19 protein-coding genes, 1 tRNA gene and 1 pseudogene are annotated in these 24,682 nt (G+C 69.8%); 13 read left to right on the top strand and 8 right to left on the bottom strand.

All coding sequences use genetic code 11. The features are described from left to right. Positions 1-19 precede the first annotated feature (19 nt). The 3 genes from EER30_RS03725 to EER30_RS03715 form a co-directional block, all read right to left on the bottom strand. Positions 20-2,389: a bifunctional polysaccharide deacetylase/glycosyltransferase family 2 protein gene (locus EER30_RS03725; protein WP_127499328.1), complete on the bottom strand. Its 2,370-nt coding sequence runs from the start codon at positions 2,387-2,389 to the stop codon at positions 20-22. A gap of 56 nt (positions 2,390-2,445) precedes the next feature. Further along, positions 2,446-3,579 carry a hypothetical protein gene (locus EER30_RS03720; protein WP_127498236.1) on the bottom strand — a complete coding sequence of 378 codons (1,134 nt, stop codon included), beginning with the start codon at positions 3,577-3,579 and terminating at the stop codon, positions 2,446-2,448. Between the two features lie 875 nt (positions 3,580-4,454). Continuing rightward, on the bottom strand, positions 4,455-6,035 hold the full coding sequence (locus EER30_RS03715; RefSeq protein ID WP_127498234.1) for a dolichyl-phosphate-mannose--protein mannosyltransferase: 1,581 nt from the start codon (positions 6,033-6,035) through the stop codon (positions 4,455-4,457). Positions 6,036-6,110: 75 nt separating this feature from the next. Between EER30_RS03715 and rsmI the strand changes: the two genes are divergently transcribed. Further along, a complete protein-coding gene (rsmI, locus tag EER30_RS03710) occupies positions 6,111-6,965 on the top strand; it encodes a 16S rRNA (cytidine(1402)-2'-O)-methyltransferase (RefSeq protein WP_127498232.1) in 855 nt (284 codons plus the stop codon). Here the strand turns inward: rsmI and EER30_RS03705 are convergent. Beyond that, the gene (locus EER30_RS03705; RefSeq protein ID WP_127498230.1) at positions 6,959-8,257 is read right to left on the bottom strand and encodes a hypothetical protein; all 1,299 of its coding nucleotides are present in this window, start codon (positions 8,255-8,257) and stop codon (positions 6,959-6,961) included. The two genes, rsmI and EER30_RS03705, sit on opposite strands and share 7 nt — an antisense overlap. A 131-nt stretch (positions 8,258-8,388) precedes the next feature. Between EER30_RS03705 and metG the strand changes: the two genes are divergently transcribed. Further along, a complete protein-coding gene (metG, locus tag EER30_RS03700) occupies positions 8,389-10,185 on the top strand; it encodes a methionine--tRNA ligase (protein ID WP_127498228.1) in 1,797 nt (598 codons plus the stop codon). A gap of 38 nt (positions 10,186-10,223) precedes the next feature. Here metG and EER30_RS03695 read toward each other — a convergent pair whose 3' ends face one another. Continuing rightward, complete coding sequence (locus EER30_RS03695) at positions 10,224-11,261, bottom strand: hypothetical protein (RefSeq protein WP_127498226.1); 1,038 nt, start codon at positions 11,259-11,261, stop codon at positions 10,224-10,226. Between the two features lie 69 nt (positions 11,262-11,330). On the opposite strand from EER30_RS03695, the gene EER30_RS03690 reads away from it, so the two are divergent. After that, the gene (locus tag EER30_RS03690; RefSeq protein ID WP_127498224.1) at positions 11,331-12,227 is read left to right on the top strand and encodes a TatD family hydrolase; all 897 of its coding nucleotides are present in this window, start codon (positions 11,331-11,333) and stop codon (positions 12,225-12,227) included. A 3-nt stretch (positions 12,228-12,230) separates the two neighbouring features. Here the strand turns inward: EER30_RS03690 and EER30_RS03685 are convergent, their stop codons facing one another. Further along, on the bottom strand, positions 12,231-12,653 hold the full coding sequence (locus EER30_RS03685; protein ID WP_127498223.1) for a hypothetical protein: 423 nt from the start codon (positions 12,651-12,653) through the stop codon (positions 12,231-12,233). 34 nt (positions 12,654-12,687) lie between these two features. Between EER30_RS03685 and rsmA the strand changes: the two are divergent. The 4 genes and pseudogenes from rsmA to EER30_RS03665 form a co-directional block, all read left to right on the top strand. After that, positions 12,688-13,509, top strand: a pseudogene (gene rsmA / locus EER30_RS03680) (16S rRNA (adenine(1518)-N(6)/adenine(1519)-N(6))-dimethyltransferase RsmA); the annotation flags it as partial. A gap of 122 nt (positions 13,510-13,631) precedes the next feature. Beyond that, positions 13,632-14,579, top strand: a complete 948-nt coding sequence (locus EER30_RS03675; protein ID WP_127498219.1) for a 4-(cytidine 5'-diphospho)-2-C-methyl-D-erythritol kinase — start codon at positions 13,632-13,634, stop codon at positions 14,577-14,579. 7 nt (positions 14,580-14,586) lie between these two features. After that, positions 14,587-16,383, top strand: a complete 1,797-nt coding sequence (locus EER30_RS03670; protein ID WP_127498217.1) for an ABC-F family ATP-binding cassette domain-containing protein — start codon at positions 14,587-14,589, stop codon at positions 16,381-16,383. A gap of 65 nt (positions 16,384-16,448) precedes the next feature. Continuing rightward, positions 16,449-16,925, top strand: coding sequence for a DUF4383 domain-containing protein (locus tag EER30_RS03665; RefSeq protein WP_240669731.1), 477 nt, complete (start codon positions 16,449-16,451; stop codon positions 16,923-16,925). 7 nt (positions 16,926-16,932) lie between these two features. Here the strand turns inward: EER30_RS03665 and EER30_RS03660 are convergent, their stop codons facing one another. Then, on the bottom strand, positions 16,933-17,535 hold the full coding sequence (locus EER30_RS03660) for a TetR/AcrR family transcriptional regulator (protein WP_205650125.1): 603 nt from the start codon (positions 17,533-17,535) through the stop codon (positions 16,933-16,935). 191 nt (positions 17,536-17,726) lie between these two features. Then, the gene (locus EER30_RS03655; protein ID WP_127498213.1) at positions 17,727-18,674 is read right to left on the bottom strand and encodes an acyl-CoA desaturase; all 948 of its coding nucleotides are present in this window, start codon (positions 18,672-18,674) and stop codon (positions 17,727-17,729) included. Between the two features lie 384 nt (positions 18,675-19,058). On the opposite strand from EER30_RS03655, the gene EER30_RS48385 reads away from it, so the two are divergent. The 6 genes from EER30_RS48385 (at position 19,059) to pth (ending at position 24,666) form a co-directional block, all read left to right on the top strand. After that, positions 19,059-19,610 (top strand): helix-turn-helix domain-containing protein, encoded by a 552-nt coding sequence (locus EER30_RS48385; protein ID WP_240669730.1) that lies wholly within the window; start codon positions 19,059-19,061, stop codon positions 19,608-19,610. A gap of 359 nt (positions 19,611-19,969) precedes the next feature. Further along, positions 19,970-20,040 (top strand) — tRNA-Gln (locus tag EER30_RS03645). Positions 20,041-20,105: 65 nt separating this feature from the next. Continuing rightward, complete coding sequence (gene glmU, locus EER30_RS03640; RefSeq protein WP_127498211.1) at positions 20,106-21,563, top strand: bifunctional UDP-N-acetylglucosamine diphosphorylase/glucosamine-1-phosphate N-acetyltransferase GlmU; 1,458 nt, start codon at positions 20,106-20,108, stop codon at positions 21,561-21,563. 233 nt (positions 21,564-21,796) lie between these two features. After that, the gene (locus EER30_RS03635) at positions 21,797-22,777 is read left to right on the top strand and encodes a ribose-phosphate diphosphokinase (protein ID WP_127498209.1); all 981 of its coding nucleotides are present in this window, start codon (positions 21,797-21,799) and stop codon (positions 22,775-22,777) included. A gap of 581 nt (positions 22,778-23,358) precedes the next feature. Beyond that, the gene (locus EER30_RS03630; RefSeq protein WP_127498207.1) at positions 23,359-23,985 is read left to right on the top strand and encodes a 50S ribosomal protein L25/general stress protein Ctc; all 627 of its coding nucleotides are present in this window, start codon (positions 23,359-23,361) and stop codon (positions 23,983-23,985) included. A gap of 96 nt (positions 23,986-24,081) precedes the next feature. Next, entirely contained in the window at positions 24,082-24,666 is a 585-nt protein-coding gene (gene pth, locus EER30_RS03625) for an aminoacyl-tRNA hydrolase (protein WP_127498205.1), read from the top strand. The last annotated feature ends 16 nt before the right edge of the window (positions 24,667-24,682 follow it).

Raw genomic sequence — 24,682 nt, 5'->3', positions numbered from 1 at the left:
GCGGGGCGCGGGCCGACGTTCACCCGGTGTAGACCGGGCCGGAACCGCCACCCGGGGGCGAGCCGGCTGACGGAAGGTCCTCAGGGTCTCTCGTCGCCTGCGACGGGACGACGGGACGAGCGACAGCCCGCCCGGCCGCAGGATGGTCGCCGTTTCGATCTTGGCCCATTGTGGACGGCCAAGTGTCCACGACCGGAGCGAGGTCCTGCATCGGCGGGGGAGGCACAGTGCCGGCCCGCGCGGTCAGCCCGGCCCGGTGCAGCTTGTGCCAGCGCAGCCGGCCGCCGGTCAGCGCGGTCGTCGCCGACTGCATCAGCACCAGGTACATGAGCTGGCGGTAGGCGAACTGCTGCAACGGCAACCGCCACAGCGGCGTGAGCGACTCCTTGTCGAAACGGAACGCCACCGCCGCGGTGAACAGTTGCAGCGCGAGCATGCCGAGCCAGGCGACCAGCGTCTCCTCGAGCTCCCAGAAGACAAGGCCGTAGACGAGCATGATGTCGACCACCGGCGCGAGCATCGGCAGGGCCACACCGAACAGGGCCAGGAACGGCAGCCCGACCCGCCCGAACCGGCCCTTGTCGAGCAGCGCCCCGCGGTGCTTCCACATCGCCTGCATGGTTCCGTAGCTCCACCGGTAACGCTGGCGGTAAAGCTGCTCCAGCGTGGCCGGTGCCTCGGTCCACGCCTTGGCGTCCTCGGCATAGACGACCCGCCACCCCTGCCGCAGCATGGCCATCGTGACGTCGGTGTCCTCGGCCAGCGTCTCGTCGCTGATGCCGCCGACCTGGGCCAGGGCCTCGCGGCGGAAGGCGCCGATCGCGCCGGGAACGGTCGGCATGATCCCGAGCACCTCGTAGAGGCGACGGTCCAGGTTGAACCCGATGACGTACTCGATGTGCTGCCAGGCGGCGACCATCCGCTCCCGGTTGCCGACCTTCACGTTGCCGGCGATCGCGCCGACCGTCGGATCGGCGAACGGCTGCACCAGCTGCCGGATCGAGTCGGGCTCGAAGATCGTGTCGCCGTCGACCGTGACGATCAGATCGTGCCGGGCCAGGGCGACGCCGGTGTTCAGCGCGTTCGACTTGCCGCCGTTGGGCACGCGCACCACCCGTACGTTGGGAAGTCGCATCTGCTCGACCAGGGAGGCGGTCCCGTCGGTGGAGCCGTCGTCGACGACCACCACCTCGATGTCCGGATAGTCGCCGCCGGCCAGCGAGCGCACCGCGGCCTCGATGCCCTCCTTCTCGTTGTAGGCGGGCACGATCACCGAGACCGGCTCGACCACCGGCGGACCCCAGCTCCAGCCCGGCTTCCGGCGCTGCCGGGCATGGCGGGTGGCCAGCAGCAACAAGAGAGCCGTACGACCGATGGTCAGCGCCCCGACCACGAGGAAGAGCCCGGCGATGACCCAGACGAGGCCGTCCGCGACACGTACGGTCCAGATGACCGCGGAACCGCGCCAGACGTCGCTGCCGGCCGCCTCGGGATTCTCGGGCAGCTTCGGGACGGCCTGTTTGCTCTGCTCGATCGTGCGGTTCAGGCCCTCGGTGACGGTCGTGAACTGATAGCCGCGGGCCTTCATCTTCGGGATGAACTCGCGCAGGGCGTCGACGGTCTGCTGCCGGTCGCCGCCCGCGTCGTGGAACAGGATGACGGCCGAGTTGTCGCCGTCCGGGGTGGCGTTCCGGACGATCTGGGAAACGCCGGGACGCTGCCAGTCCTGACTGTCGGTGTCGTTCACGACAACCAGGTAGCCCTGCTTACCGGCGTCCTTGATGAGCTTCCAGTTCGTCTCGTCGATCGCGGCGGCCTTCGACGAATACGGAAAACGGGCGAGGTTGGTGTGCACGCCGGTCGCGCGGGCGATCGCCACCTGGGTCTGGGAGAGCTCCAACGTGCGGCGCCAAGGGGCGAGGCGCTGCATGTTGGGGTGGGTGAAGGTGTGCAGGCCCAGCTCGTTGCCGTCGTCGGTGACGCGCTTGGCCAGCGCGGGATGCCGCGACACCTCCGAGCCGACGACGAAGAACGTCCCGTGCGCTCCCTGCTCCTTCAGCACGTCGAGGATCTTGGGCGTCCAGGCCGGATCGGGGCCGTCGTCGAAGGTCAGCGCGATCGTCTTGGGCGGCATGCGGCTGGTGCTCTCCTGGCCACCGGTGGTGTTCAGCACCGGCCCGCCGTTGAGGATCTCGGCCGGGACACCGGCCTGGTCGCCGACCTCGGTGTCGACGTGGTCGCTCTTGAACTCGGCATTGATGTAGGCCTGCACGATCAGCACGCCGACGAAGACGGCGACCAGCAACAGGCCGAGCATGACCCGGGGGCGGGGGAGCAGGCGGCGGCGCACGGGACCGCGGCCGCGGGTGCGCTGCCGGGTCGGGGGCATGGGGGGTGGGGTGTTGGGGGTGGGGGCCTTGTGGGCCGGGACGTGCGGTGACGGGGTCACGGAAGCACCTCGATGAGCACCAGGTCGGTGGCTTGCAACGTCCGGGTGGCCAAACGGGCGGGCAGAGCCAGCGGCTGTGTGGACGGTGTCGTGTCGTCATCGGAGTCGCCGGATTCCTCATCGGTCGAGCCCGACTCGGGCACACGCGAGCCGCCACCGCTGCCGCCGGTGTTGTTGCCGGCTCCGTCGGAGTTGCTGCCGTCGCCCGATCCGCTGCCGCTTGCGCCGCTGCCACTTTCGCTGCTGCCACCTGCGCCGCTGCTGCCACCTGCGCCGCTGCTGCCACCTGCGCCGCTGCCGTCGCTTGCGCCGCTGCCCGAACCGGAGTCATTGCCGCCGCCCGTTCCGGCCCCAGAGCCGGACGAGCCCGAGCCGGTCGGGCTCGGGCTCGTCGGTTCGTCGGCATCGGATCCGCCTCCGCCGCCGGATCCACCGCTGGATCCGCTGGATCCGCTGGATCCGCTGGATCCGCTGGATCCGCTGGATCCTCCTGATCCGCCGGTTCCTCCGCTGGACCCGCCGGTTCCGCCACCGGCGCCCTCACCCGTTGCGGGCGGGGCGGGAGGAACGGGGTCGGCCGGTCCGGTGACCGGCGGGTCCGGCTCCTCGAGCGGCGGGACCACGACCGGCGGCTCGACCGGCTTGGTGGTGGTCGACTCGGTCTTGGGCGGCGTCTGCGGCTTCTTGGTGGCCGTCGACTTCGACGGGGTCGGCTTCTTGGTCGCCGTCGGCACCCGGGTGGATTCGAGCCGTGGCGTCGGCGGCCGGGCGGTGGTCCGGCGCGGCTGCACGTCGGCGACGTTCAGGGCGCGCGCGGCCTGGGTCGGGGTGGGCGCCGGCGTGGGGCTGGGCCGCACCACCGGCTTCGCTTTCTTGTCGTCGTCGGACTCGAGTCCCGGCAGCGGCAGCACGGCGCTCGATCGGACCGGTCCGCCCGCGAGGCTGACACTGATCAAGCCGCCGTACAGCATGACCAGCACGCCGAAGGCGTACGCGGTCCGCCGCAAGAACCGGCTGCGACGTCCGGTGCTGTCCACGAAGACCGGTGCGGGCATCTCCACCGAGATCACCTCGGTCTCGGGGATATCGGCCGCACCGAATTGCTGGTTTTCTGGCTCCTGCGAAGTCACGCGGCGAGCATAAAAACATAAACGCCGATCTTGGTACGGCTAACTCCCGCGAGTGACGGATGATCGTTATCCGGAAATCAACCGAAATGATGAGGCTAAGCGTTTGACCAGATGAGGGGTCATATGTGCCACGGACAACCGCGCGTCGCTGACCTGCACCGCCGAGGCGCGAGGCCAGAGGTTACGCCGAATTCCGCATTCTTTTCTTGTCGCATTGGCGACAGTGAAAGAGGCAAAATGTGGAAGCTTATTCACGGCCCCATATGTACTTCTTAGCGAGAATATACCATTATGTCCGAGTTGTCGAATCGGCATGATCGAAATTTGAAACTCCCGCAGGCCACCCGTTGTATCCGACATCGGAGGTCGTTAAGCTTCATCTTGCGCGCCCCTATCGCCCGCTTCCCCCGTGGCAGGCGATCGGGGCGCGCTCTTACTTTCTCCCGGCTCTCGAGTCCAGCCCGGTGCCCACCCTCCCGGCGCAAAGAGCCCACTCCAGCAAATCCACCAGTAGTCGCGGCAATCCATGAGCTCGGGCTGTGGATAACGCGAACCCGGTCGCCGCCGAAAGGCATAGGCTCGCCCCAACCCCCGGGTGGGTGGGGTTGGCCGGCGGTGTGTAGGCGAGAGCCCGGCCCTATAGCTGCCGGACAAGTGATGAGCCGTCGCGTCGGTGGCACTACGGCTGCCGAACGAACGACGAGCTGCCGTGTGAGTGGGTCCACGGCTGCCGGACCAGTAGCGAGCCGCCGCGTGGGTGGGTCCATGGCTGCCGGGCAAACGGCGAGCCGCCGCGTGGGTGGGTCCATGGCTGCCGGGCAAACGGCGAGCCGCCGCGTGGACGGGTCCACGGCGGCGGCTCGGAGAGAGGGCGGTCAGATCCAGCGGCTGCCCAGCCACATGCGGTCCTGCCAGGCCTCGTACGGGATGATCTGGCCGACGAAGATCGGGTAGAAGTAGGCGAAGCAGGCGGCCACAAGCACGACGTAGGCGCCCGCCAGCACCGTGCCTATGAGCTGCCGATCTGTTCGGCGCGAGCCGCGGGCCACGCCGCCCGGTGGTGTCATGATCGCGCCGAGGACGTAGACGACGGCGAGGATCAGGAACGGCAGCGCCGGCAGCACGTAGAACGAGAACATCGTGCGGCCGTCCTTGACCGCGTAGTAGAACCACGGCAGCAGCCCGGCCGCCGCCGGCACCAGGATCGCCCACGCCCGCCAGTCGCGCCGGGCCAGGCCGAACCAGATGAGGCCCGCGAGCGCCGGCAGGAACGACCACCACAGCACCGGCGTGCCCAGCAGCAGGATCTCGCGGGCGCAACTCGGCGCGCCGCAGTCGCCGCCGTTGTTCCAGAAGAACGCCACCGGCCGCCCGAGCAGCAGCCACTGCCACGGCCACGACTGGTAGACGTGCCGTTCGGTCAGGCCGCTGTGGAACTTGTACGCCTCGGAGTGGTAGTGCCACAGGTTGAGCAGCGCACCGATCAGCGGCGGCTCGCTGAGCCCGTTCGCCTCGCGGTAGTGCCGGAAGTAGCCGGTGTCGGTGACGAACCATCCGGTCCACGTGGCCAGGTAGATCACGAACGTGAGCGCGAGGCTCAGGATGAGCCAGCCGAGGTCGCCCAGGATGCCCGCGATGATCGGCCCGCGCACCCCGGCCGAGCGCCGCGCCTGCACCCGCCACACGATCACCAGAGCGGCGAAGAACGGCGCGAAGAACAGCGCACTCCATTTCACCCCGCAGGCCAGCCCGAAGGTCACCCCGGCGACGAGCAGCCACCACGGCACGATCCTCGGCACGTCGGCTCTGCGCGACGGGTCGAACCCGTTCTCGAGCGCGCGCAGCCACTGCCTGCGGTAATGATCGCGGTCGAGCACCAGCGCGGCGAACGTCGCGAGGATGAACGTGCCCAGGAAGATGTCGAGCAGCGACGTGCGCGACAGTACGAGCTGGAACCCGTCGAGCGTCATCAGCAGCCCGGCCAGCCCGGCCAGCAGCACCGAGTGGAACAGCCGATAGGTGACCCGGATCAGGATCAGAATCATGATCGTGCCGGCGATCGCGGCCGGGAAGCGCCAGCCCAGCTCGGTGTTGCCGAACAGTTTCTCACCGAGCGCGATCAGCCACTTACCCAGCGGCGGATGCACCACATAGGCCGGGCCGTTGGTCTTCTCGTCCCACTCGACGCCGTGCTGCAGCATGTCCCAGGCGTCGGTCGGGTAGTAGACCTCGTCGAAGACGTGACCCTTCGGGTTGCTGATCCCGTTCAGCCGCAAGATCGCCGCGATCGTCACGATCACGACGGTGACCAGCCACGAGTACGGGTTGAGCCAGTCGTCGAGCGTCGTCAGCCGACGCCGGACGACGTCGGGCACGCCGCGTAGCCCGCCGCCGGGCTCGGCGGTCACGGGCTCCTGGGGGATGCGCTCGGTCTCCGGGGAAGTCGCCGTAGTCACCCAGCGATATTAGGGCGTGGGATCGGGAGGTGACGCCCGCCGTCACCGCGCTCGGACGTGTGATGGACTTTCGTCGTGGCTGCTGCAGAGAACGGTTCGGGTCGTGTCGTGCTGGTCGGCGCCCCGCTGGGCAACGTCGGGGACGCCTCCGCCCGCCTGCGCGAGGTGCTGTCGACCGCCGACGTCGTCGCCGCCGAGGACACCCGCCGTCTGGCCCGGCTGGCCCGCGATCTCGACGTGACGGTCACCGGCCGTGTCGTCTCCTATTTCGAGGGCAACGACGAGAGGCGTACGCCGGAACTGGTCGAGGCGCTGGCCGGGGGCGCCGTCGTGGCGGTGGTGACCGACGGCGGCATGCCGAGCGTCTCCGACCCCGGATATCGCCTGGTACGCGCCGCTCTCGACGCCGGCTTCCCGGTGACCGCCGCGCCGGGCCCGAGCGCCGTGACGACCGCGTTGGCGCTCTCCGGCCTGCCGAGCGACCGTTTCGTCTTCGAGGGCTTCCTTCCGCGTACGGGATCACACCGCCGCTCGCGTCTGCGGGAGCTGGCCACCGAGCCCCGCACGCTGGTCTTCTTCGAGGCTCCGCACCGCATCGCGGGCATGCTCGACGACCTCGCGTCCACGTTCGGCGACGAGCGCCCCGCCGCGGTCTGCCGAGAGCTGACCAAGACGTACGAGGAGATCAGGCGCGACACCGCCGCCGAGCTGGCCGCCTGGGCCCGTCGCGAGGAGCCGCGGGGTGAGATCACGGTCGTGGTGGGCGGCGCGCCCCCGCGCCCGGCCGAGCGCCCGGCCGACGACGACCTGCGGGCCGCGGTCGCCGAGCGGGAGGCGGCCGGCGTGTCACGCCGCGACGCGATCCAGGCCGTCGCCGACGAGTACGGCATCCGTAAACGCGAGGTCTACGCGCTGGTCCACGGTCAGTAGGCCGCGGCGAGGAAGCCGCTCAGCAGCGCCAGCGGCCCGGCCAGGCTGAGCAGTACCGCCGCCCGCCGGGCCCGGGCCGTCTCGAGCTGTCGTGCCTTGGTCACGCCCGCGATGGCATAGCCGCAGAGCAGCACGAGCGCGAAGCCGAGCAGCCAGCGCAGGTGCAGCAGCGGCTCGGTCCCGCCGAGGTAGGCCTGCCGGCTGTCCGGGCTGACCATGCGGGCCGGGGTGATCGAGCCGGGTTGCCGGGCCGGGCCCTCGACGCCGACCAGCCGCACCTGGGTCATCGTGTACCGGCCGTCGGCCGAGATGAACCGGCCCGCGCAGCGCTGGGTGACCCCGTCGCCGGTGCAGATCGTCGTGGTGGCGTACCCGTGGTCGCCGTGCCCCGCGGCGAGCCAGAACGGCTCGGCGCTGACCCAGGCGAAGAACGCCGCGACCAGGCCGAGCGCGACCAGGGAGGCCTGAGCCGACAGCGGCCGGCCGGACTGCTTGCGCGTCGCGCGCCCCTGACCGCGGTGCCGGGCGCGGGTGAGGACAGGGGCGGGCTCCTCGCCGGGCGGCACCTCGATCGTGTCGTCGACCGGGTCGCGCCAGAACGGGGAGTTCTCCAGCCGCTGGAGGCGGGCGTCGGTGGCCGGCATGCCGGTCGGCGGAGGCAGCGGCTCGGTGGGCCGCACCTGCGTGATGGGCTCGGTGGGCCGTACCTGCGCGACGGGCTCGGTGGGGCGGACCTGCGGGACCGGCTCGGGGCGCACCTGGGGCACGACGCTCGGGCGGGCGCGGTGGGCCATCGGGTGGTCGAGCGGCACAGTCGGCCGGTGATGCACGCTGGGCTCGGGCAGCACCATCACGTCCTCGGCCGGTGGCGTGCTTTTCACGGCCGTGGGTGGTGGCGTGCTTTTGCCGGTCGTGGGCGGTGGTTGGTAGCGGAAGGCGTCGGGCTGATCGTGATCGCGCTCGACGGCGGGGCGCAGTTCGTCGGCCGCGTCCTGGACCCCGGCGTCGTGCGCCCGGCCGCCCTCGCCGGTCCGGGGGATCTCGGCCGGTGGCAGCAGCACCGCGGCCGCCTTCTCGCCGCCGGGCCCCCGTGGAGGCCCGCCCGGCTCCGGCGGAGGCCCGCCCGGCTCCGGCGGAGGCCCGCCCGGCTCCGGCGGAGGCCCGCCCGGCCCCCGGGGAGGGACGTCGCGATCGGTCTGGCCGCGCCACCAGGTCGCGCCCGGATCGGCGAACGACCACGGATCGCTCTCGCCGTGCGGCGTTTTCCCTGGTTGTGGCGTGTCTGCGGGCACGGCTCCATTGGACTACGCGGGCGAGCGACGACCGCGTTTTGAATCGGGCGTGTCGTGATAAATGCGTATCTCGCGGAGGGCTGAACGAATCCGTTCGCTCGCCGCCCCCACCCCTCACTACGCTTTACCCCATGAGTCACGTTCTCGCCGCGGTCGCCTGGCCCTACGCCAACGGTCCGCGCCACATCGGTCATGTCTCCGGCTTCGGGGTGCCCTCCGACGTTTTCAGCCGGTACATGCGCATGGCCGGTCATGACGTGCTCATGGTCTCGGGCACCGACGAGCACGGCACCCCGATCCAGGTGCAGGCCGACGCCGAGGGCGTCACGGCCCGCGAGCTCGCCGACCGCTACAACCGGGTGATCGTCGAAGACCTGCACGGCCTCGGCCTGAGCTACGACCTGTTCACCCGCACCACGACGCGCAACCACTACGCCGTGGTGCAAGAGCTGTTCACCGTGCTCGAGCGCAACGGCTACATCGTCAAGCGCACCACCCTGGGCGCGCGGTCGCCGTCGACCGGGCGCACCCTGCCCGACCGCTACATCGAGGGCACCTGCCCGATCTGCGGCTACGACGCGGCCCGCGGCGACCAGTGCGACAACTGTGGCAACCAGCTCGACCCCGAGCAGCTCATCAACCCGCGCTCCAAGATCAACGGTGAGACCCCGGAGTTCGTCGAGACCGAGCACTTCTTCCTCGACCTGCCGGCCTTCGCCGAGGCCATCGGCAACTGGCTCGACCAGCGGGAAAATTGGCGCCCCAACGTGCTCAAGTTCTCGCGCAACCTGCTCGACGACCTGCAGCCCCGGGCGATCACCCGCGACCTCGAGTGGGGCGTGCCGATCCCGCTCGACGGCTGGCGCGACCGTAATGACAAGCGCATCTACGTGTGGTTCGACGCGGTCATCGGCTACCTGTCGGCCTCCATCGAGTGGGCCCGCCGCACGGGCGACCCCGAGGCGTGGCGGCAGTGGTGGTCGGCCGACGCGCAGGGCAAAGACGCGCTGGCCTATTACTTCATGGGCAAGGACAACATCGTCTTCCACTCGGTGATCTGGCCGGCGCTGCTGCTCGGCTACTCCGGCGAGGGCGACAAGGGTGGCGAGCCGGGCGAACTGGGCCGCCTCAACCTGCCCACCGAGGTGGTCTCGAGCGAGTTCCTCACGATGGAGGGCAAGAAGTTCTCCTCGTCGCGGCGCGTCGTCATCTACGTGCGCGACTTCCTGGAGCGCTACGACGCCGACGCGCTGCGCTACTTCATCGCGGTCGCCGGCCCCGAGTCCAACGACACTGACTTCACCTGGGCCGAGTTCGTGCGGCGCAACAACGACGAGCTGGTCGCGGGCTGGGGCAACCTGGTCAACCGGTCGATCTCGCTGGCCGCCAAGAACTTCGGCGCGATCCCCGAGCGGGGCGAGCTCACCGGAGAGGACGAGGCGCTGCTCGCGGCCACCCGCACCGGCTTCGCCACGGTCGGCGAGCTGATCGGCAAGCACCGGCAGAAGGCCGCGATCGGTGAGGCGATGCGCGTCGTCGCCGAGGCGAACAAATACCTGTCCGAGCAGGCCCCGTGGAAGCTGAAGTCCGAGGAGGAGAAGCCCCGCCAGGCCACCATCCTCGCGGTCGCGCTGCAGGCCGTCAGCGACGCCAACACGCTGCTGACGCCGTTCCTGCCGCACTCGGCCCAGAAGGTGTTCGAGCTGCTCGGCGGCGTGGGCGTGCACGCGCCCATGCCCAGCATCGAAGAGGTCGACGACCTCGACGGCGGCCCGTCCTACCCGGTGCTCACCGGCGACTACACCGTCGGCGCCCGCTGGGAGTCGGTCCCGCTGGTGGCCGGCACCCCACTGGCCGCCCCGAAGCCGGTCTTCCGCAAGCTCGAGCCCTCGGTCATCGAGGAAGAGCTCGCCCGTCTGGAGAGCTGAAAAAACCGGCGCCGTTCCTTCGGGAGCGGCGCCGGCTTTCACAACACGTACGGGATGTCGGCTATGTGATGGTCGGTCAGCTCGCCGACCGGGGCCCACGCCTCGTAGACGCCGCGTTCGTAACCGCGCGCGCCCGTGGCCGCGAGAGTGTCGTTGTCGGGGCGCACCAGGCGCAGGCGGGCCCACGTCTCGTCGCGCTGCAGCACCCAGCACGGCACCCCGCGCCACAACGCCTGCTCGGCGCGGCGGCTCAGCGTCGACACCGGATAGCGGGCGGCCCGGGTCAGCGCCCGCACCCGGAACTCCTCCGGCGGGTCCGCGACCGCCTCGTACTCCTTGTCCTTGATGTTGCCGACCAGCCGGGCCGAGCCGGGCGTCGTACACGGGACGTAGTCGCGGTCGGGGCTGACCCCCGGCAGCAGGTCGAGGATGCCGCGCCAGCGTGGCCCGGCCAGTCGCAGCCAGCCGTGTTGTTCCGGCTGGTAGCTGTAGAGCAGGATCTCCTCGCCGCCCGGCACGTACGCGACGATCTGCGCGTTCGCCGGCATCGGCAGGTCGGCGAAGCCCGCCGTGATGAATTCCGGGACCAGGTCCTCGTTGCTCGGCGAGAAGCCGGTGCCGAGGATCATCGCGCCGACCCGGTTGTGCGCCTGGATCATGGTCAGCCCCGGTTGAGCCGGACTGCCCGGGATCTCGTAGTCGAGCGGGTCGACGGCCCGCCAGCGCAGGGCGAAGGCCACGTCGCCGCTGGGCTCCGCGCCGTCGGTGCCGAGCAGCGTCAGATCGGCGGGCTCGTGCAGGTGGGCGATGTCGCAGGAGCGGTAGCAGAACCCGTACGGAAGCCAGCCGGCGAGATGACCAGCCACCTGCGCGGCTGAGAGGACCTTGGTCATGCGCGTGCCCCGGCGTACCGCGGCCGTTTCTCGGATCTGGCGGAGGAGGGGGTCGTCGCGGTGGTCGGCGGACTGGCTCATGCGAAGAACCTGCGCCCAGCCGAGATCGCGCCGCAGCGGGGCGGAGAGCACTGGCTCGAGGGGATCAGCGCCGATAACGCTGCCCTCACCGGTCACAGTCACGGAGCGGAACGTAGGCGACACCGGTAGATATCAGGTGAACAAACGGTGGCCACCAGGTCGAAGTGCAGAATGTCTCACATGCCATCGTCACCATCGCAGTCCCGCCGGGAGCAGGCCCGCCGGCGGGCCGGCGAGTTTCCCGCTCCGCCCGAACCGCTCGCCGTCGACGTCTTCGACAGCCACACCCACCTCGACCTGACCGTTCAGGAGGCCGTTCTCGCCGGTGAGACCGCCGACCCGGTCGAGGCGCTGATCACCGCGGCCGCCAAGGCCGGTGTGGACCGCATCGTCCAGGTCGGCGTGGACGAGCCGTCGTCGCGCTGGGGCGCCGAACTGGCCGCCCGTCACCCGTCCGTGGTGGCCGCGGTCGCGCTGCACCCCAACGAGGCGCCGTTGCTGTCCGATCTGGACGAGTCACTGCGCGTGATCGAAGCCCTGTCCGCGCTGCCCCGGGTGCGCGGCATCGGCGAGACCGGCCTCGACACCTTCCGTACGGGGGAGGAGGGCCGGGCCGCCCAGGAGGTGAGCTTCCGGGCGCACATCGCGATCGCCAAGCGCTACGGCAAAGCGCTGATCATCCACGACCGCGACGCCCACGAGGACGTGCTGCGCGTGCTCGACGAGGAGGGCGCCCCCGACACGGTCGTGATGCACTGCTTCTCGGGTGACGCGGCCTTCGCGGCCGAGTGCGTGCGCCGCGGTTTCAACCTGAGCTTCGCCGGCACCGTCACGTTCGCCAGCGCGGGCCGCCTGCGCGAGGCGGCGGCCCTCACCCCGGCCGACCAGATCATGGTCGAGACCGACGCGCCCTACCTGACCCCCGTCCCGCACCGGGGCCGGCCGAACGCGTCCTACCTGATCCCGCTGACCGTGCGCTCCCTGGCCGAGACCCGCGGCGGCGACGTCGACGACCTGTGCGCCGCGATCTCCGCGAACGGCGAACGCGTGTTCGGTCCCTGGCGGTAGGGCCTAGTAGTCGACCCAGGCCTTGACTCCCAAGGCCTGGCCGAGGCGTTCGACCTGGTCGGCGAACTGGGCCGGGGCGTCGGCCAACGGCTTGCGGGCGACGAACCGCACCGCCCAGCGGGCCCTCGGCGCGACGTTGAGGATGCGGAACTCGATCACGCTGCCGCGCGGGTCCGGCTCGACCTGGTAGACCCCGCGGTACCACCATTCGCCCTGCTGGGCGACGGTGCGCGACGCGGGGTCGACCGAAACCGAGACCCGGCTGCCCTCGTGCACGACCACGAACTCGTTGCCGGTGTCCGTCTCCTCGACCGTGCCGCGGACCGCGATCGGGGAGCGGCCGCCGGGCCGTACATCGAGCAGCAGTTCTGCCACTTCGGCACACGGCGCCTCGACCACGGCGCGCAAGACCAGCAACTGCGTCATGCGCTCGTTTGTACCCCGTCTAGGCTTGGAACCCGTGGCTGACGCTCTACTCGGCCCGGCGGAGATCCGGGAACTGGCGGCACGACTCGGCGTGACCCCGACGAAGAAGCTCGGCCAGAACTTCCTGCACGATCCGAACACGATCCGGCGCATCGTCACCGCGGCCGGCCTGACCGCCGACGACGTGGCCCTCGAGGTCGGTCCCGGCCTGGGCTCGCTGACCCTGGGCCTGGTCGGCGCGGTGCGTCACGTGCACGCGATCGAGATCGACCCCCGGCTGGCCGCGGCCCTGCCCGGGACGGTCACCGCCGCCCACCTGACCGTGCACAACGCCGACGCGATGCACGTGCGCGGCGCCGACTTCGACCCGCCACCGACGATGCTGGTCGCGAACCTGCCCTACAACGTGGCCGTCCCCGTCGTGCTGCACCTGCTGGCCGAACTGCCCACCCTGCGCGGTGGCCTGGTGATGGTGCAGAAAGAGGTCGCCGACCGCCTCGTCGCGGGCCCGGGTTCCAAGGTGTACGGGGTCCCGTCGGTGAAACTGGCCTGGTACGCCCACGCGCGCTCGGCCGGCAAGGTGCCCCCGGCCGTGTTCTGGCCCGTGCCCAATGTGGACTCCGGACTGGTCGCCTTCACCCGCCACGACCCGCCCGCCGGCGCCGACCGCCGCGAGGTCTTCGCCGTCGTCGACGCCGCCTTCGCCCAACGCCGCAAGACCCTGCGCGCCGCCCTGTCAGGCTGGGCCGGCGGCGCCGCACAGGCCGAGAACGTGCTGGTCGCAGCGGGTGTGAGCCCGCAGGCGCGCGGCGAGTCACTGACCGTCGAGCAGTTCGCAGCGATCGCGGCGGCGGCCAAACTGTCGCCCTCCGGCGGTAAGCTCAGCCCGTCCGAAAGGCACCGGCGAAGGGGTGGACTCGTGACCACCGAGGAACCGGAATTCGTCAACAACGAGCTGCAGATCGGGGACGACACTCCGTGACCGAAGCCTGGGGACCGGACGACGACGAGCCGCGCCGGCATCACGGTCCGGTTCGGGTGCGGGTGCCGGCGAAAATCAACCTTCACCTCGGGGTCGGGCCGTTGCGCAGCGACGGGTTTCACGAGCTGAACACCGTCTATCACGCGATCAGCCTGTTCGACGAGCTCACCGCGCGGCCGGGCGACACGCTCACGCTGACGATGGAGGGCGAGGGCACCGGCACGCTCGCCCTCGACGAGACCAACCTGATCATGCGGGCCGCCCGGGCCCTGGCCGCGCGCACCCGGGTCCCGGCCTACGCGCGCCTGCACCTGCGCAAGACGATCCCGCTGGCCGGTGGGCTGGCCGGGGGCAGCGCCGACGCGGCCGCCACGCTGCTCGCCTGCGACCTGTTGTGGGGCACCGGGCTCTCCCGCGAAGAGCTGGCCGAGGTCGGCGCCACGATCGGCTCCGACATCCCGTTCCTGCTGCACGGCGGCACCGCGCTGGGCACCGGCCACGGCGAGGCCATCAGCCCGATCCTGGCCCGCCCGACCACCTGGCACTGGGTGGTCGCCATCGCCGACGGCGGCCTGTCCACCCCCGAGGTCTACGGCAAGCTCGACGAGCTGCGCGCCAGCGCCTGGCCGCCGCAGCCCGTCGGCGACGCCGACTCGCTCATGGCGGCGCTGCGCCAGCGCGACCCCGAGGTGCTCGCCGCAGCGCTCGGCAACGACCTGCAACCGGCTGCCCTCGCCCTGCGCCCCGCCCTGGCCGACGTGCTCAAGGCCGGCAACGAGGCGGGCGCCGTCACCGGGCTGGTCTCCGGCTCCGGGCCCACCTGTGTGTTCCTCGCCACCGACGCGGCCCACGCCGGCCAGGTCGCCGCCGGTCTCAACGCCGCCGGGGTGTGCCGCGAGGCGGTCACCGCCCGAGGCCCGATGCCCGGCGCGCGGGTAACCTAGAACCATCGTGGCGAACATCATCAACCTGGACCGGGTCAGCAAGGGCTATGGGGCCGCCGGTCAACTCCTCACCGACGTCTCCCTCGGGCTCGACGACGACGCCCGCATCGGCATCGTCGGCCTCAACGGCGCCGGCAAGTCCACCCTCCTGCGGCTGCTCGCGAAGAGCGAGGAGCCCGACTCCGGCCGGGTCACCCACCGGCGCGACCTGCGCGTGGCCACCCTGCCCCAGACGCTCGACCTGGCCGGCGAGCTCACCGTTCGCGACGTCGTGCTCGGCACCGCCTGGCTGCCCACGAGCATGGGCGCCGAGCACGAGTGGGCCGGCGACGCCGGTGTGCGCGAGATCCTCGACGGGCTCGGCATGCCCTACCTGGGCCTCGACACCCCGGTCGGCCCGATGTCGGGTGGTGAACGACGCCGCGTCGCGCTCGCGGCGCTGCTCGTGCGCGAGAGCGACCTGCTCATCCTCGACGAGCCCACGAACCACCTCGACGTCGCCGGTGTCGACTGGCTCGCCCGTCACCTGGTCACCCGTCGTGGCGCCCTCATCGTCGTCACCCACGACCGCTGGTTCCTCGACGCGGTCTGCACGGCGACGTGGGAGGTCGCCGACGAACAGGTGCACACCTTCGAGGGCGGCTACGCGGCCTGGACGCTGGCCCGCGTCGAACGCCAGCGCGTCGCCGCCGTCATCGAGGCCCGCCGGCAGAACCTGCTGCGCAAAGAGATCGCCTGGCTGCGCCGCGGCCCGCCGGCTCGCACGTCCAAGCCCCAGTTCCGCATCGACGCGGCCAACGCGCTGATCGCCGACGTCCCACCCGTGCGCGACAAGGTCAGCCTGCAGCGGCTCGCCACGTCCCGCCTCGGCAAACAGGTCTACGACCTCGAAGACGTCACGCTCAACGCCGGCCCCAAGACCATCCTCGACGGGTTGACCTGGCAGGTCGGGCCGGGCGACCGGTTCGCGATCCTGGGCGCCAACGGCGCCGGCAAGACCACGCTGCTGCGCCTGCTCGCGGGTCTCTCCACGCCCGAGGGCGGCCGACTGGTCACCGGCTCCACCGTGCGGGCCGCCTTCCTCTCCCAGGAGCTGAAGGAGCTGCCCGGCGACCTGCGCCTGCTTGAAGCGGTCGAAGAGGTCGCCAAGCGGGTCAAGCTCGGCGACCGGGAACTCTCCGCGGGCCAGCTCGCCGAGGTGTTCGGTTTCACCGACAAGCGCATCTGGACCCCGGTCAGCGACCTGTCCGGCGGCGAGCGGCGCCGGCTGCAAATGCTGCGGCTGCTCGCGACCGAGCCCAACGTGCTGCTGCTCGACGAGCCCACCAACGACCTCGACACCGACACCCTCGCCGCGCTCGAAGACCTGCTCGACTCCTGGCCCGGCACCATGATCGTCGCCAGCCACGACCGCTACCTGGTCGAGCGCGTCACCGACACGGCGTACGGCATGTTCGGCGACGGCCGCCTGGTGCACCTGCCCGGCGGCATCGACGAATACCTGGCCCGCGCCGCGTCGCGCCCCGGCTCCGGCGTCGCGCCGGCTCCCGGCGTACCCAAGGAAACCGCGGCCGGTCTCTCGGCGGGCGACCTTCGGCAGGCCCGCAAAGATCTGACCCGTCTCGAGCGGCAACTCGCCAAGCTCGAGGAGCGCATCGTCAAGATCAATGAGAAGCTGGGCGAGCACGGCAGCGACTACGACAAAATCATGGAGCTGGACGCGCAGCTCAAAGCCGCCCAGCAGGAACGCGCCGAGGTCGAGGAGGCCTGGCTCGAGCTGGCCGAGCAGGTGCCCGGAAACTGATCCGGGGGGTGTGCCTGCGCCGCTCGACCGCGATACGCGAGAATCGGCGGGTACAACACCTGACCTTGGAGACGGACACCATGGCGCACACCCCGGTCAACCACCCGCTGCGGCCTGCCTACCGCGCGCTCAGTTTCCTCGCCGGCGCCTACCTCGTCGTGTTCGGGGTCATCGGGCTGATCCAGACCTCCTACGAGAGCTTCACCGGCCGCAACGGCGTGCACGTGTTCGGCCAGGAGACCAACCTGCTCTGGTCGATCGTCGTCCTCGTCGTCGGCGCCCTCGTGCTCGGCACCACCGCGCTGGGCCGCAACCTCGACACCGAGGCCGACAAATACCTGGGCTGGGCGCTGCTGGTCCTCGGCAGCTACGAGCTGGCCACGAGCCGCACCGACGCCAACTTCTTCGGCTTCAGCATCTCGACGGTCGTCGTCACCTACCTCGTCGGCCTCGTGCTGATCACCTGCAGCCTCTACCTCAAGACCGCGCCCCAGTCGGCCGCCGGCGCGCCGCGCCAGGTGCGCGAGGGCCGCACCGCCTGAGACTCCGCTAACGGGTCTTGCGCGTCAGCAGAGTCGGTTTCGCCTCGAGATGGGACAGGCCGTTCCACGCCAGATTGACCAGGTGGGCGGCCACCATCTCCTTCTTCGGCTTGCGCGCCTCGCGCCACCACTGACCCACCAGCGCCACCATGCCGACCAGCGCCTGTGAATATAGCTCGGCGAACTTCGGGTCGAGACCCCGGCTCTTGAACTCGGCGCCCAGAATGTGTTCCACCTGGTGGGCCACGTCGTTCATGACACTTGAGAACGTGCCCGCCGGGGACAGCACCGGCGACTCGCGCACCAGCACCCGGAAGCCGTGCGGCTCCTCCTCGATGTAGTCGAGCAGGGCCAGCGCCGCCTGTTCCAGCAGCTCCCGCGGATGACCGGCGGTCAGCGCCGCCGCGATGCGGTCGAGCAACGCACGGACCTCACGGTCGACGACGACCGCGTAGAGGCCCTCCTTGCCACCGAAGTGCTCGTAGACCACCGGCTTGGACACCTTGGCCCGGGCCGCGACCTCCTCGACGCTGGTCGCGTCGAAACCGCGCTCGGCGAAAAGCTGACGGCCGATCGCTATCAGTTGCTCCCGGCGCTGCGCGGCCGACATGCGCACCCGAGGGCTCGCCGCCGGCCGCACACGCCGCTGCTTCTCGCCGGGTTCGTCAGGATCGGTCACCCGGACATCCTGCCAGGTTCGCCCCGGCGCCGACTCTCCCGCTACATCCGTCACGCCTTCGGCATCCGTCACACTTCCGGCGTTCGTCACACCTTCGGCGTTTGCTACACCTTCGGCATTCGTCACGCCTTCGTCATCTTCGCGGCGAGGCGCTGCTCATTGGGCCATTTGATGTTCGACGCCCAGCCCGCCTTCTCGAAGAGCCAGATCAGCCGGGCCGAGATGTCGATCTGACCGCGCAGCACACCGTGCCGGGCACAGGTCGGGTCGGCGTGGTGCAGGTTGTGCCAGCTCTCACCGAACGACACGATCGCCAGCGGCCAGAAATTGGACGCCTTGTCGCCGTTGCGCACCTCGAACGGGCGCTCGCCGTAGACGTGGCACACCGAGTTGATCGACCAGGTCACGTGGTGCAGCAGGCCGATGCGCACAATGCCGGCCCAGAAGAACGCGGTCAGCGCGCCCTGCCACGACCAGGTCACCAGCCCGCCGATCAGTGCCGGGCCGAGCGTCGAGAAGAGCACGATCGGGCCGAACGCCTTGTCGATGCGGTCGATATCCTTGTCGGCCATCAGATCCGGGGCGAACCGTGCCCGATTGGACAGCTCGCGGCTGAACATCCAGCCCATGTGGGCGAACCAGAGGCCCTTGGTCAGCGCCCAGAAGCCGTTGCCGTAGCGCCAGGGGGAGTGGGGGTCACCCTCCTGGTCGCTGAACGCGTGGTGGCGCCGGTGGTCGGCCACCCACTGGATGATGTTGCCCTCGATGGCCAGCGAGCCGGCCAGCGCCAGGGTGATGCGCAGCCAGCGCTTGGCCTTGAACGAGCCGTGCGTGAAGTAGCGGTGGAAACCGACCGTGATGCCCAGCCCCGAGAACAGGTAGAAGACGGTGGCGATCGCAACGTCCGTCCAGGAGAGCCAGCCGCCCCAGGCGACCGGGACGGCGGCGAAGACCGCCAGGAACGGCACGATCACGAAGCCGTAGAGGGCGATCAGGATGCCGCGCGGCTGAGGGCCGTCGGTCAGCGGCTTGGGGCCGGCTTTGGGCGCGGCCTCGATGGTGGACGTCATGACACCTCACTGAGCTGCGGGGATGGGTGGGAGCGAGATCATTTACTTACGCCTACGTCACCGTAACTTACGCCACCGTAACCTTCGCGCAGTGCAAGACCAAGCCTTTGCCCGAATTCCTTTTGGCACATCTACAGCCTTACGGATGAGCATAATCGCGTTCTAATGTATGAACATAGTGATGGTGCGGATTTTCGAGGAGTGGAATGTCTGCTTCGGATCGTGAGCGCAACCAGCTCGAGCGGGCTCGCGTCGTCTCGAGAGTTGACCACAACCAACTCCTGATTACGCGGTGCCAGCAGGGCAGAGATGTCTACGTCGACAGGCTTGCCGGGAGCGCTCGTGAACCGGGTGGCCTCGATGAGCGGCTAGGGGCAGCGGCAGATGAAAAGCATTGAGGAGGATCCGAGGCGGGAGGAGGCGCGCCGACTCCGGGTTGATCCGGGGCTGTCGCGATCTCAGTTGATGGCTCACTTCGGCGTGGGCAACGGCACGCTGTCGGGGTGGTTGCGAGGGCTTGATCCCCCGGAATGGACGCGTCGGCCGAACGCGAAGGACGCGCTGCGGGACAGGGCTGTTGAGCTCAGGCGGGAAGGAGCTTCCGTGCCGGCGATCGCGACCCAGCTCAGCGTGTCGAAGTCCACGGCCTACCTGTGGACGAGGCACGTTCCGTTCGTGTTGACGCCCGGCCAGCAGAAGGCGCGGGAACAGGAGCGCGTCGCGCGTATGGAGGAGGTTCGTTGGGAGCCGCATCGCCGAGCTCGTGATGCGGAGCGCCTTGCGACAGGTGAGCGACTCGGCGCATGGGTCGGTGAGCTGACCGATCGAGAGGTGATCCTGATCGGTGCCGTGGCCTACTGGTGCGAGGGTGCTAAGGAGAAGCCTTGGACCAAGTCAACGGAGGTCTGCAGTTCATCAACAGCGATCCTCGGCTGATCTTGCTCTTCCTTCGATACGTGGAGTTATTGGGGGTCTCACGGGACGCGTTGACCTACCGTCTGAGCATCCACGAATCTGCCGACACCGCTGCGGCGACGGAATGGTGGGCGGACGTGGTGGGCGTGCCGGCCGAGCACTTTCGGCGAGCGACGGTCAAGAAGCACAAGCCGTCTACCGTTCGGCGGAACGTCGGAGAGACGTACCGCGGCTGTCTGATCATCTACGTTCCCAGGTCGAGTCGGCTCTACTGGGAGGTCGAGGGAGTCGTGCGTGGGATCGCGGCGAGTGAGGATCTACGGTGTGCCGTTAAGATGTAGCCGGTAGACAGAACCCCTAGGGGAAATGTCCGAAATAGGTCCCGGATCGTCTAATGGTAGGACCGCGGCTTTTGGTGCCGTTTATAGGGGTTCGAATCCTCTTCCGGGAGCAGTCTGTCTGCGGCTGTGGTGTCGCCGCCTCGGTGAGTGTCTATTGCGAACACGGGAGTTCCGCGTGAGTCAGACCCGTCGTACCGTCGTTGTCCTTGCGGCCGGAGAGGGCAAGCGGATGAAGTCCGCCACGCCCAAGGTCCTGCATCCGCTGCTCGGCCGCACGCTGCTCGGGCACGTGCTGACCGCATCGGCGTCGGCCGGAGCCGAGCGGACGATCGTGGTCGTCGGCCACAAGGCCGAGCAGGTCGAGGCGCACCTGGCCGAGGTCGCGCCGGCCGCCACTCCGGTGCTGCAGGCCGAGCAGAACGGCACCGGCCACGCGATGCGCATCGCGCTCGAGGCGGTGCCCGAGGCGACCGGCACCGTGGTGGTGCTCAACGGTGACGTGCCGTTGCTGCGGGCCGAGACGGTGGCGAGCCTGATCGCGGAGCACGAGGCCGGCGCGCGCGGGGCGACCGTGCTCGCGGCCGAGGTCGGCGACCCGGCCGGGCTGGGCCGCATCGTGCGGGACGCGGCCGGCAACCTCGAGAAGATCGTCGAGGAGCGCGACGCGTCGCCCGAGGTGCGGACGATCCGCGAGATCAACGCGGGCATCTACGCCTTCGACGTGGTGTCGCTGCGGGAGGCGCTGTCGAAGCTGTCGACCGACAACGACCAGGGCGAGGAATACCTGACCGACGTGTTCGGGATCCTTGCGTCGGTGGGCCGCCCGGTCGGGGTCTTCGTCGCGCCCGACGCCGACGAGACGCTGGGCTGCAACGACCGGGCCGAGTTGGCGCGGCTGCGGGCGCTGCTGCGCGACCGCACCAACGAGGCGTGGATGCGCTCGGGCGTGTCGATCCTCGACCCGTCGACGACCTGGATCGACGTGACGGTGACGCTCGAGCCCGACGCCGAGATCGACCAGAACTCGCAGCTTCTGGGCGAGACCAGCGTCGCCGCCGGTGCGATCGTCGGGCCTGACTCGACGCTGATCGACACCACGGTCGGCGCGGGCGCGGTGGTGCTGCGGACGCACTCGATCGGGGCTCAGATCGGGGCCGAGGCGACCGTGGGCCCGTTCTCGTTCCTGCGGCCGGGCACGCGGCTGGGACGCAAGGCCAAGGTCGGCGGCTTCGTCGAGACCAAGAACGCCGAGCTGGGCGAGGGCGCCAAGGTGCCTCACCTGTCCTACGTCGGGGACGCCACGATCGGGGCGAAGGCCAACATCGGTGCGGGCACGATCTTCGCGAACTACGACGGTGTGAACAAGAGTCACACCACGGTGGGCGAGGCCGCGTTCGTGGGGTCCGACACCGTGCTCATCGCGCCGGTCGAGATCGAGCCGGGGGCGTACGTCGCCGCGGGCAGCGCGATCGACAAGCGGGTGCCGGCGGGCAGCCTCGGGGTGACGCGCGCGCAGCAGCGCAATGTGGAGAACTGGGTGTTGCGGCGCCGGGCCGGCACGGTTTCGGCCGCGGCGGCCGAGCGGGCGCTGGCCGAGCAGGACTCCGGGGGCGAGATCAGCACGGCCGAGTGACTCTGCGTCGCCGAGCGAACTCACCGTGAGTGCGGTTAGCTGGCAGGTATCCGACAACCGGGTGACCGTCGGACTGCGTGCGGTGGTGGGGTGACCTGCTCTGAGCTGGAGTGATCCGATGAGGGTGAGGCATCCCACGCGACGGCCGCGGAACGTGGCGGGAAAGTGGCCGCGGGGGATACTTCACGGGAATCACATCCCCACCCCCTCGATCCAACGGGAGTAGCGAGCCGATGGGCAGCATCGTCGCGGAGAACCGTAAGTCTCTGATGCTTTTCTCCGGGCGGGGTTTCCCGGAGCTGGCGGAAGAGATCGGCCAGGTGCTCGGCGTGGCGCCGACCCCCGCCGATTCGTACGAGTTCGCCAACGGTGAGATTTTCGTCCGTTTCAAGGACTCCGTTCGCGGCTCCGACGCGTTCGTCGTTCAGTCGGTGACCGAGGGCGTGAACCGCTGGGTCATGGAGACCCTGATCATGATCGACGCGTTGAAGCGCGGGTCGGCCAAGCGGATCACCGTCGTGTTGCCGTTCTATCCCTACGCGCGGCAGGACAAGAAGCACCGCGGTCGCGAGCCGATCTCGGCGCGCCTGGTGGCCGACCTGCTGAAGACCGCGGGCGCCAACCGCATCCTCACGGTCGACCTGCACACCGCCCAGATCCAGGGCTTCTTCGACGGCCCGGTCGACCACCTGTTCGCGATGGACATCCTGGCCGAGCACGTGCAGAGCAAGTACGCGGGCCGCCCCATGACCGTCGTCGCGCCCGACTCGGGCCGGGTACGGGTCGCCGAACGCTGGACCGACCGGCTGGGTGGCTGCCCGCTGGCCTTCATCCACAAGACGCGCGACCCGCTGAAGCCGAACCAGGTCGTCGCCAACCGCGTCGTCGGCGAGGTCGAGGGCCGCGTGTGCCTGATCGTCGACGACATGATCGACACCGGCGGCACGATCACCAAGGCGGCCGACATCCTCTGGGAGGAGGGCGCGGCCGACGTGATCGTCGCCTCGACGCACGCGCTGCTCTCCGACCCGGCGACCGAGCGTCTCAAGAACAGCCGCATCAGCGAGCTGGTCGTCACCAACACGCTGCCCCTGCCCCCCGAGAAGCGCCTCGACAAGATCACCGTCCTGTCGATCGCCCCGCTGCTGGCCCGCGCCATCCGCGAGGTCTTCGACGACGGTTCGGTGACGACCCTGTTCGGCGGTCTGAGCTAGAGCAACCGCGAAACCGCAGAAGTACGGGTCGTCCCACCAGTTCGGGGCGTGCCGGCCGGCTGGCTGCCGTCCCGGCGTCCGTGCCGCCCGCCCGGGCTGTCCTGCAACGAAAGCCCCGAGGCTGGTCTTGGGGTTGAGCTGCTGACGCGATCGAGACCTGCTTGATCGCGACCGAGTCCTGCTTTTGCGGGTTTGTGATTCTCGATGCTTGCCGGGGACGCTGTATGCCGGGTTTGCGGTGGGGTGTTCCGCGGATTTCCGGATGCGGGGGTGCTCCGAGCGGGTGAAGTTCGCGGGAACGGCGGGACCACGCCGGACCCGCTGATTCGTGCGCTCGGGTGGAAGGTAAGATAGTGCGGTTGCCACGGCGAGGGTGCCCCGCGGTCTGCTGAGGTTCGCAACCGATCGGGGGCACCGTGATCGACGCGGTGCTCCGGGCCTGTGCCCAGCGCGCCCCCCTTGCCCGGCAGCGCCGACGACGGCCTCCAGCACCGACGGCGGCCGATTGCCACAGACAGACACTGCCGGAACCGCACGCCGACTAAGTCGCAGCCCGATCCAAGAGTTTCAGGAGCTTCCCCGTGTCCGAGGTAAAGATCAGCGCCGAGCCCCGCACCGAGTTCGGCAAGGGTGGTGCCCGCCGCACGCGCCGGGCCGGTTTGGTGCCCGCCGTGCTTTACGGCCACGGCGAGAAGCCGCAGCACATCGCGCTGCCGGCCCGTGAGTTCGCGGCTGCCATCCGGCACGGTGGACTCAACCAGGTTTTCACGATCGACATCAATGGCGCGTCGGGCACGACGCTGGCGCTGCCGAAGGCGATCCAGCGTGACCCGATCAAGGACACCTACGAGCACGTTGACCTGATCATCGTGAAGCGGGGCGAGAAGGTGCAGGTCGACGTCCCGGTGACGCTGACCGGTGAGGCCGCCCGCAACACGCTCGTCGTCAGCGAGTCGACCACGCTGGCCGTGGTCGCCGAGGCGATGCACCTGCCGAGCGAGCTCCTGGTTTCGATCGAGGGCCTCGAGGCCGGCGCGCAGATCACCGCCGGCGACGTGACGCTGCCGACCGGCACCGAGCTGGCCGTCGAGCCCGAGCTCGTGCTGGCGATCGTCTCGCAGGCGCAGACCGCCGAGCAGCTCGAGGGCGACACCGGCGAGGCCGGCGAAGAGACCGCCGAGACCGCTGAGGCCGCGCCCGCGGAGTAAGACCCGCCAAGTCGGCGAAGAAGCAGTGACCGGGGAAAGTGCCAGGGGGCACTTTCCCCGGTGTTGTATGGGCACGCTTTTACGTGTGGAGGCGCAGTGAGCGACGAGCCGTGGCTGGTGGTCGGTCTCGGTAACCCCGGCAAGCAGTACGCCGGCAACCGGCACAACGTGGGTTTCATGGTCGCCGATCTGCTGGCGTCCCGGGTGGGTGCGAAGTTCGGCCGGTCCAAGCGCGCGCACGCTGAGGTGGCTGAGGGCCGGTTGGGTTTCGGCGGTCCCAAATTGGTGCTGGTCAAGCCGCTGACGTTCATGAACCTGTCGGGTGCGCCCGTGGTCTCGCTGGCCCAGTTCTTCAAAGTGCCGGTGGCGAACGTGATTGCCGTGCACGATGAGCTTGATGTGCCGTTCGGACAGGTGCGAGCCAAGCGTGGTGGTGGTGAGGGTGGCCACAACGGTTTGCGTTCCATGTCGAAGTCGTTGGCGAGCAAGGAATACGCGCGGGTGCGGTTCGGGGTGGGCCGTCCCCCGGGCCGGCAGGATCCGGCCGACTACGTGCTCGCCGACTTCTCCGGTGCGGAGCGTAAGGAGCTGGACTTTCTCGTCGACCGGGCGGCTGACGTGGTCGAGGCGATCGTGCTCGAGGGCGTGGAGTGGGCGCAGAACAAATACCACGGCAGTTGATGCCGGTGGGACGGAA

Origin of the sequence: Actinoplanes solisilvae (assembly GCF_003999975.1) — a bacterium.
GTDB classification, from domain to species: domain Bacteria; phylum Actinomycetota; class Actinomycetes; order Mycobacteriales; family Micromonosporaceae; genus Actinoplanes; species Actinoplanes solisilvae.
The sequence above is the reverse complement of the archived record's forward strand: the minus strand, read 5'-3'. Positions and strand labels throughout refer to the sequence as shown.

What these genes read in the sequence shown, in the direction of transcription:
- EER30_RS03725 (WP_127499328.1), bottom strand. Translation starts at nt 2,389, where the DNA reads ATGCCCCCGACCCGGCAGCGCACCCGCGGCCGCGGTCCCGTGCGCCGC.
- metG (WP_127498228.1), top strand. Translation starts at nt 8,389, where the DNA reads ATGAGTCACGTTCTCGCCGCGGTCGCCTGGCCCTACGCCAACGGTCCG.
- EER30_RS03690 (WP_127498224.1), top strand. Translation starts at nt 11,331, where the DNA reads ATGTCTCACATGCCATCGTCACCATCGCAGTCCCGCCGGGAGCAGGCC.
- EER30_RS03685 (WP_127498223.1), bottom strand. Translation starts at nt 12,653, where the DNA reads ATGACGCAGTTGCTGGTCTTGCGCGCCGTGGTCGAGGCGCCGTGTGCC.
- EER30_RS03660 (WP_205650125.1), bottom strand. Translation starts at nt 17,535, where the DNA reads ATGTCGGCCGCGCAGCGCCGGGAGCAACTGATAGCGATCGGCCGTCAG.
- EER30_RS03655 (WP_127498213.1), bottom strand. Translation starts at nt 18,674, where the DNA reads ATGACGTCCACCATCGAGGCCGCGCCCAAAGCCGGCCCCAAGCCGCTG.
- EER30_RS48385 (WP_240669730.1), top strand. Translation starts at nt 19,059, where the DNA reads ATGAAAAGCATTGAGGAGGATCCGAGGCGGGAGGAGGCGCGCCGACTC.
- EER30_RS03635 (WP_127498209.1), top strand. Translation starts at nt 21,797, where the DNA reads ATGGGCAGCATCGTCGCGGAGAACCGTAAGTCTCTGATGCTTTTCTCC.